The following is a 1,843-nucleotide window of genomic DNA, read 5'->3' on the forward strand; positions in this document are numbered from 1 at the left end:
CCCCCGCGCGCCGGCCGCGCCCCGTCGCACCGCGCCCCCGCGCCCCCGCTCTCCGCGAGCGTCCGCGCCCTCGCGGCCCTCGCCGCCGCAGGTTGCGTGCTGGTAGGCGGCCTGCTGATCCGCCTGCTGGTGGTAGGCGCGGGCCTGCAGCCCACCATCGGCGTCATCCTGTAAGATAGCCCCGACCGCAAGAGAGAGGTTTTCGCCTATGTTCCCCTTCGAGATCGACGAGTCCAGCGACGTGCCCCTATGGGTGCAGCTGCGGCAGCGCATCGCGTACCTCATCACCTCGGGCTACTTCAAGCCCGGCGAGAAGCTGCCCACGGTGCGCGGCTTGGCGGCGGAAATCTCCATCAACTACAACACCGTCAACAAGGCCTACCTGAGCCTTGTCTCCGACGGCTACCTGGAGTCCACGCGCGGCCGCGGCGTGTTCGTGCGCGACGTGGCGGCCGATCTGGGGGGCGATCAGGCGGCGCGCGTCCGCGGCGTGCTGGACGATTGCATTGGCGCTTGCCGCGAGATGGGAATGGGCCTCGACGACATCGAGCATGCCATGTCGCGGCGCATCAAGCGTCTCAAGTACGATGAGGCGCAGGCGGGCGGCGCGGCGGGCGCGCGCATCGTTGACTTCGACCGCGGTCGCGATGACGCGGACGCTCAGGGAGCGTGATGGCCATGGCCTTCGGACGAAAGCGGGCTCTCCAGGCCCCCACGGCGATGGCGGACGGCGGCGCGGGCACGGGCACGGGCCCGGCTCTGGCGCGCGGCGGTCGCGGCCGCCTGCGCGTGGCTCCCGATCCGGTGACCGAGGTCATCGGCGAGCGTGCGTCCAACGGCGGCGTGGTGCTGTTCTCGGTGGTGCTGTTCGCGCTCGCCTTCGGCCTGGTGCTCGGCGTGTCGGCGCTCGTAGCCGGCACGGTGGGCCCGCTCTCGGTGGCCGTCGCCGTGGTGCTGGCGGCGCTTGCCGTGGCGGCCTGCCACATCGCCCAGCAGTGGGAGCGCGTGGTGGTGCTGCGTCTCGGCCGGTTCAACCGCGTGTCGGGGCCGGGTCTGTTCTGGACGTGGCCCGTTATCGAGTCCAACACCATGCGCGTCGACACGCGTACCCGCGTGACCACCTTCGGCGCCGAGGAGACCCTCACGGCCGACCTCGTGCCGCTCGACGTGAGCGCCGTGCTGTTCTGGCACGTGTGGGACGCGCGCGCCGCCTGCACCGAGGTGGGCGACTTCACCCGCGCCGTGGAGCTGGCCGCCCAGACGGCCCTGCGCGACGCCATCGGCCGCGCAGGCGCCGCCGAGGTGGCCATCCGCCGCGAGCAGCTCGACCGCGAGCTCAAGCGCGTGCTCGAGGAGAAGGTGTCGCCCTGGGGCGTGACCGTCCTGTCGGTGGAGGTGCGCGACATCCTCATGCCGCCCGAGCTCCAGGACGTCATGTCGCTTGAGGCCCAGGCCGAGCAGCGCAAGAAGGCCCGCATCATCCTCATGGAGGCTGAGCAGGACATCGCCGAGCTCATGGAGGAGATGGGCGACTTCTACGCCGCCAATGACGCCGCCCTGCGCCTGCGCGCCATGCACCTGCTCTACGAGTCCGTCCGCGAGACCGGCGGCACCATCGTCGTCCCCAGCTCCTTCAGCGAGGGCTTCAGCGACGTCTTCCCCGACGCTGTGAGGGAGTCTCTGGGGAAGTAGGGGAGAGCGCTCCCCGCACGGCTGTCCGCCGCGCCCGCGTTTCTGCTCCCCCACGCGCGGGACGCGCCGTTGCCCGCCCGCCCGCCTCCGACTGCGCCGACCGCCCCCCCGCCGTGCTGTCCCCCCGCCGTGCCGCCCGCCCGCCGTGCCG

2 protein-coding genes are annotated in these 1,843 nt (G+C 72.2%); both read left to right on the forward strand.

The window, feature by feature from the left end:
* Positions 1–208: 208 nt before the first annotated feature.
* On the forward strand, positions 209–673 hold the full coding sequence (locus tag D1643_RS10795) for a GntR family transcriptional regulator (RefSeq protein ID WP_160710613.1): 465 nt from the start codon (positions 209–211) through the stop codon (positions 671–673).
* A gap of 5 nt (positions 674–678) precedes the next feature.
* Positions 679–1,692 (forward strand): slipin family protein, encoded by a 1,014-nt coding sequence (locus D1643_RS10800; RefSeq protein ID WP_370520342.1) that lies wholly within the window; start codon positions 679–681, stop codon positions 1,690–1,692.
* The last annotated feature ends 151 nt before the right edge of the window (positions 1,693–1,843 follow it).

This window comes from Enterorhabdus sp. P55 (assembly GCF_009911695.1).
GTDB lineage: Bacteria > Actinomycetota > Coriobacteriia > Coriobacteriales > Eggerthellaceae > Enterorhabdus.

Bases quoted from the DNA above. Each gene is read 5' to 3' on its own strand.
- D1643_RS10800 (WP_370520342.1), top strand. From the start codon at position 679: ATGGCCTTCGGACGAAAGCGGGCTCTCCAGGCCCCCACGGCGATGGCG.
- D1643_RS10795 (WP_160710613.1), top strand. From the start codon at position 209: ATGTTCCCCTTCGAGATCGACGAGTCCAGCGACGTGCCCCTATGGGTG.